Source organism: Candidatus Nomurabacteria bacterium, assembly GCA_020631975.1.
GTDB lineage: Bacteria > Patescibacteriota > Saccharimonadia > Saccharimonadales > CAIOMD01 > JACKGO01.
This window is the reverse complement of the sequence record JACKGO010000005.1, coordinates 1-6,057: the sequence shown is the minus strand read 5'-3', so window position 1 is coordinate 6,057 and position 6,057 is coordinate 1. Positions and strand designations below refer to the sequence as shown.

General features: G+C 39.3%; 9 protein-coding genes. 2 read left to right on the top strand and 7 right to left on the bottom strand.

What is annotated here, in order from left to right:
* Window positions 1–185 precede the first annotated feature (185 nt).
* From H6795_04315 to H6795_04300, 4 genes are all read right to left on the bottom strand, one after another.
* Window positions 186–446, bottom strand: coding sequence for a hypothetical protein (locus H6795_04315; GenBank protein MCB9817717.1), 261 nt, complete (start codon window positions 444–446; stop codon window positions 186–188).
* Window positions 447–723: 277 nt separating this feature from the next.
* The gene (locus H6795_04310) at window positions 724–2,313 is read right to left on the bottom strand and encodes a hypothetical protein (GenBank protein MCB9817716.1); all 1,590 of its coding nucleotides are present in this window, start codon (window positions 2,311–2,313) and stop codon (window positions 724–726) included.
* A gap of 135 nt (window positions 2,314–2,448) precedes the next feature.
* On the bottom strand, window positions 2,449–2,967 hold the full coding sequence (locus H6795_04305) for a hypothetical protein (GenBank protein ID MCB9817715.1): 519 nt from the start codon (window positions 2,965–2,967) through the stop codon (window positions 2,449–2,451).
* A 45-nt stretch (window positions 2,968–3,012) separates the two neighbouring features.
* A complete protein-coding gene (locus tag H6795_04300; protein ID MCB9817714.1) occupies window positions 3,013–3,450 on the bottom strand; it encodes a hypothetical protein in 438 nt (145 codons plus the stop codon).
* Between the two features lie 183 nt (window positions 3,451–3,633).
* Between H6795_04300 and H6795_04295 the strand changes: the two genes are divergently transcribed.
* Window positions 3,634–3,990: a hypothetical protein gene (locus H6795_04295; GenBank protein MCB9817713.1), complete on the top strand. Its 357-nt coding sequence runs from the start codon at window positions 3,634–3,636 to the stop codon at window positions 3,988–3,990.
* A 70-nt stretch (window positions 3,991–4,060) separates the two neighbouring features.
* On the opposite strand, the gene H6795_04290 is transcribed toward H6795_04295, so the two are convergent.
* Window positions 4,061–4,456, bottom strand: a complete 396-nt coding sequence (locus H6795_04290; GenBank protein MCB9817712.1) for an NUDIX hydrolase — start codon at window positions 4,454–4,456, stop codon at window positions 4,061–4,063.
* Window positions 4,457–5,045: 589 nt separating this feature from the next.
* Between H6795_04290 and H6795_04285 the strand changes: the two genes are divergently transcribed.
* Entirely contained in the window at window positions 5,046–5,447 is a 402-nt protein-coding gene (locus H6795_04285; GenBank protein MCB9817711.1) for a hypothetical protein, read from the top strand.
* Window positions 5,448–5,636: 189 nt separating this feature from the next.
* Here H6795_04285 and H6795_04280 read toward each other — a convergent pair whose 3' ends face one another.
* On the bottom strand, window positions 5,637–5,789 hold the full coding sequence (locus H6795_04280; GenBank protein MCB9817710.1) for a hypothetical protein: 153 nt from the start codon (window positions 5,787–5,789) through the stop codon (window positions 5,637–5,639).
* Window positions 5,790–5,842: 53 nt separating this feature from the next.
* Window positions 5,843–6,057 (bottom strand): hypothetical protein (locus tag H6795_04275; protein ID MCB9817709.1); only part of this gene is annotated, 215 nt, incomplete at its 5' end.

The following is a 6,057-nucleotide window of genomic DNA, read 5'->3' as shown; positions in this document are numbered from 1 at the left end:
ATTTGTAACAAGCCCGACCTTGGAAATTTATATATAGCAAGATTCATACTTGCCGGGTCCGACCCTGCAGAGTATTGGAAATATATTCATGTACTTGTGATTCTGCGTACATACTAAATATAGGTCGTGTAGTTTATTGAATGGAAAACCCCGCAGCTGGATTGCTGCGGGGGTCGAGGGGCGTACTAGGCGTATATTACACCTTTGCGCATGAGTGGATTGTAGTTGAAGGTGGATGTTCTCCACCCGGTCACCTCGTCGAAGAAGTCGACGGTCAGGGTGATGTTCATCTCGCTCATCATCACGATGCCCTTCACCACTCCGCGAACAGTCTGACCATCTTCAGTAGTGAAGTCCAGCAAGCTGGCGAATGGATTGATGCTACCGTACTGCAAGCACTTGTGTAGCTCGTAGTTGGCTGGTCCGTCGGTTATCCTAGTATTCACGATTGCCCTCTCACTCTCGCCGTAAACCCGGCGGATTGGTGTTGTTTAGCGGTAGAAAACTGCAAAACCTCCTGCCACAAAGCATTAAAATTATCATATCATATTTGTTACTTTTTTGCAAGTTTTATTGAGTATGATATTAATATATTTATAACAATTTATTTTTTTAGGGTCTAAGGGTAACAATTAGGCAACTATAGGAAAGGTATAGACTTGCAATTGTGCTATCTGAAAAGGTCCGCCCTTCAGATTTCATCTGCAGAGTAAAAGCTCATAATCACCGTTTTTTCTTGTTTTTCCTTGCTTGATCGCGCCTTTGCTTTCTGTTTAGACCACTGAATGGTTTCTCAATAACCCTAGAGTCTGCAATATCTTCAAATCTTAATCCAGTGTAGTTTATTGCGGCTCTGCTTAAAGCACTTTCACCCTTTTTTTCTTCAGCATTTCTTGCTCCATCGTAAAACTCTTTCTTTACAGAACTAAGTACAAACCGCTCCGCAGTTTTTGCCTCTTCAGGAGTTATTGTAGTTTTATTAAATATTTCAATATATTTCCCTAATTTTGCTGTTAACCTTCTAGGTTCAGCTTCATCGGTGTCTTTTTCATCATATACAATCCGTATATTTGGATGATAATGCCCTTGCTCTGCACCATATTTAGATGATTTAAGTTGTATAAGATTTAAGCCATTATGTGTTCTAATTGTTCCGTCAAATCCATGGTTGAGTGCAGGGTATCCTATCTTTGGCTGGTCTTCGAAAGTCAACGAAGGAGTATAGAAAGGATTAAATTTATTATTAATAATATTTAGCACTATGAAATCTAACTGCCAGATAGCTTCAAAAAGCATGCCTCTAATCTGCTTCTTTGAATAATCTGACTCATAAAGGAGTCCATCATTGTTTTCACCTATGTATGCTCTTTTTATACTATCTGCTAAGTACACAACCGCGGTATGTTTAAATTCTTCTAAAACATTGTCCGTTAATATTGTGTCACCGTCTGCTAAATTGGTTAACAACTGAGTTACTAATAAATTAGACAACGTGCTCTCAATTTCACCAAAACTACTAGTTTTATTATTCTTTCTTAAATTAACTAGCACTTTTTCTAGTACTTGCACGTCTCTCAGCATTGCAGCTACCATTTGCTGGCAAGCCTTAACGCTATAAAGCATAGTGTTTTTGTTAGAAATACTATTAAAATGAGGTAAACCAGCAATAAAATCATATATAATCGCAGAAGCGCTGTTGCAGTGGCCGTAAAATATAGATCTATCTTTTCGAGGTATCTTTTGCTCATCTGCCAATTCTTCATACATTTGTTGAAACGTGGCTGTTTCTGTTCTAGCGGTACGCAACATATCAGCACCGATAAGCAAATTTTTTACTATTTCATCATTATCTGGATCGACATCAATTCTGTTCAACCTTAATAACATTGAGGTTACATAGCCCATAACTGAACCTTTGGTGTCTTTTTTTAAGTCTAATTTCGATTGATTTGCGATATCCTTAAACACACTATGTGCTTGTTCAGAATCCAAACCTTCAAAATAATTAGGATATGCAGTTCGTAGAACTAATAAAGAACCGCCAATAGCGCTAATTTCACCTTCATGTATTAAATCTACGATGCCCTCCTTTGCCATATCTCTATATTGTGGATTTATCTCTCCTAAAAGCATTCTTACGACTATTGTCTCGCGCAAACCATCAGAACCATAATGCCAGTCTATTATTTCATCATTACTTGCTTCCAAGTTCTTGATTCTTTCCGCAAGCTTTAATCTATTGCCCTCGCGCCGCTGTAGCATATCTAGATCACTTATTAATGGTTTGTAGTTCTCTGGTATAGGTTTAATCATTATTTATTATTATAACATTTTTAACAGATTTTTGCAATTGTGCTATCTGTAATAGGTCTGACCTTCAGATTTTATATGGCAATATTCATACTTGCTGGATCCAACCCTTCAGAGTATAGATTCAGACCAAAAAGTTTACAGTGCAGTTCGGCTAAAATTGAGTATATCTTCTACTCTGTAGTCATGAGTATCGCCTGGTAGCTTGTATATCTGAGTATTCTTTTTAGGCAGTTTACTAACAAAATAGCGCAAGTCTTCATATATGCCAAGAGGATCATTTTCATTTTGCATGAATGTTATGCCGCATTTACTTTCTGCCAGCCATCTGTATATAGGCAAGTTATGGTTCTGTATCATTGCAAGCGGTAAACCGGCAAATAAACAAGCTTTCGGATGTATCAGTTCTTTTGCTATTGCAGCGCACGCTAAAATGCTGCCAGCAGACTTTGCAAAAACAACATATGGCTCAAGCCCGACTACTTTTTTAGCCAATCTATTCAGCTCTTGTTCAAGATCAAAGTCTAAATCTTTGTTATTCCAGTGCAGGTAATGCAGTACACGCACTTCGTCATAATACGGTTCGTATGCCCTAGACACTTCTTCTATCCATTTCTCATTCTTAGCACCCGCACCTGGCAATAGCAGTATATTCATGATTCTATTATCGCACGTGTACCTAGAGAATAAACATACTAACGCTTAGGATTCGAAGTCTTGGAGGATTTTTAGGTAGGTTTTTTGTAGCCCTTCAGGTACTTGGACGGTTGGTAACGGTGCTAAAGCACCGTTATTTTTAATTACTGTGCTAATTTCATCAAAGTAAAAACCTTGTAGCGATGCAATAAATAGATACGACGGGTTCCATGCTTTATGCATACGTTCAGCGTCTTTTAAGACATACGCTGCATTAATAACACGCATATATTTTACTTCTACCAAATGCACACTTCTGCTGTTATGGTCTATCACAGCAAAGTCTGGTGCTGTTCGTAGAGTCTCTACTAATGCATCGTTTTCTTCATAGCCCTGCCCAACTAAGTCTGGAATGATTTTTTCGTAGCCAAATTCTAATACTGTAAATTGACCTGTTTCGCGGAGCATTTGTGCAAAAATGGTTTCTGCAATTTTGCCTTTCACTAAATTCCACGCAAACTGTAGGTTTTATCTGTCTTTAACCTATCTTTATACTTTTTTTGTGTTTATGGGGTCAGACCCTTGAGCATTGGGAGCCTACTATTTATTGCAAAGTTAGTAAAGTATACGTAGATATTGCTATTTTTACTATATTATGTTAATATATTTTTATAAGGAGCTCTACTAATGAAAACTACCATGGAAAGCTGCCAGAGCGCAGCAATCTCAATTACAACTGAACAAAGACAAAGAGAAGATGGTATGCCTAGTATTTTTCAAACTAAAGCCTATCGTGCCACAGTTAACTGCCCAATACTAAAATATAAAGGCCAAGAACCACAAAGTGGTGAACAGAGTACGTCTTTAAGTGGTGCTGTTGAATCACTTGGTAATCTTATGGGAACAATAGCATGCAATAAGTGTCCTATTTCTCGTATGGACTTACGACAAAGTTCTAAGTATTTAGCTGATGCTGCATTAGAAAAATCAACTATAGATGAACTAGTAAAGCGTGGCGACTTACCAGAAGACTGGCTAAGATAAAGAATAGTAGTTACAAGACTTGTATTTTTGCTTTCTTTAAAGAGTCCTGCATTCAGATTTTATTATGAGGCTAAAGTGGGCGCTGTTTAGTTAAGTAGTCCATGACTTTTATGTTGAGTGAGCTGGTTACAAACGAACCGAGTTTTGAAATTTGGACCCATTGCACTTGCAGTACACCGCTGTCGTCAACTTTATCTGGAGCAATATTTGCTAGGTTGCAGGCTATGTAGTAGACATAAGCAGGAAATGTAGGGTGTTGCAGGTGGTCTAAGACCTTTACTGCTTCTACAGTGTAACCCGTCTCTTCGTATACTTCTCTTTCAGCGGCAGAATTATTTGTTTCACCAGGTTCAATATTTCCACCAGGAAAAACCCAATTCAATGACTCATCATTTAAGCCGTGTTCTTTACGGCGTCGTTCTATTAGTAAGACTTCATCGTTACGCTGAACTATTCCCAGGGCTATTTTTTTTCATAAACTCTGACACTACCTTTTATTACACACTAAGTTTTTTACTTGTTACATTGTATATTAACAAGCTACAGCACGAAAAGTGCTAATGCTATTTACCTTTTATGGTGGGGGTATTTCGTTAATAAGGTCGTCGGTTTATTGCAATTGTGCTATCTGTAAAAGGTCCGCCCTTGGAAATTTATATAGCAAGATTCATGCTTGTGGTGCTTGCTGGATCCAACCCTGCAGAGTAATGAAAATGCAAATTTAGGGTTATGGGTTAAGACACTTGCCTAAAAACATAAAGCAACCACTTCGTACTATCAATTTAGAATACCTAGCATTTTAAGTTCAATATATGTAGCAAAAGTTGTGAGTTAATAATAAATATTTACAGGTCTTGTGTTTTATGTTATAATAAACTGGTTAGTCTTACATTGTTTGCACAAGTGTAGCAATGCAAGTCTAAGTTTTCTCAGCACCTTACCAAGCTAGTTGTACTTCTTCTTCCGAGGCAGGTCAAATAATTCTAATCAATTGAACTATTTGACCTGTTTCGGATAAACAGGAAGAGTAATTCATCGTCTCTCAAAGGATCGCCATGAAACGCAAGTCAATTGCTATCGCCTTCGTAGTTGCTGGACTGGCACTCACCGGTTGCACCTCCGCAGCCGACACCGCCAACCAGAACCTGTCCAGGGCTGCCGAGAACTTCGAGGTACCTCGTCGGATCGTTGGCATCAACGCCATCACCGATACAGTGCTGTTCACTGTAGAGGGCTTCTGCTCCTACGAGACCGATGTCGATACGATCGAGGCAGTATGCCTGGTCGACCGGGCCAGCGGCGAGATCGAGCGGACAACGCTCGGCAAGTCCGACAATGTCACTTTCGTCGTCACGCAGTTGCGAGGCGTCCAGGTCGACATGTTCCGGCCGCGAGTCATCTTCCGGCCCGAGACCATCATCCCGGACTTCGACCTGTCAACATCATACAACAACTAGCAGCTTCAGCGTGGCGTGTGACGCCCTTCCAGGGAGGGCACCCGTGCTATGTTGAATTACTGATTAAGGGAGCTGAGCACTACCCGACCGGCACCGGATTTCAACATCCGGTGCCGGTCGGGGCATCAACTAAGCGATTAATATTAGATTAATAATTTAGAAGATGCGGCCCTTTCTTTATTGTCAGTGCTATTCCCAGATCGGATAGTTTATGCAAAAGTTGATTGTTTTAGGTGGCTGTTTCTTTAGTAACCCAGTTTCGCGGAGCATTTGTGCAAAAATGGTTTCTGCTATTTTGCCTTTCACTAAATTGCGCGCAAACTGTAGGTTTTTTGTTGTCATTAAGTATACTTTAGCATAGTGTATACGTTTATGGGGTCGGACCTTTGAGCCATTCATACACTATACGCCAAGCTTGTAATTTCTTTTTCAAGATTAATGTAATTATTTGAATCAATCTTGCTTGTGTGCCCATTCAGAATTTTTAAATTACTAATCATATAATGCCTAAAAGCTATTACGGGCGATAGTAATTGTATTTCTTCTTTACTTAGTGGTCTTATGGTTGCATATTCATTCAGATAATCTCCAGCCATTTGTTTGCCGGCAT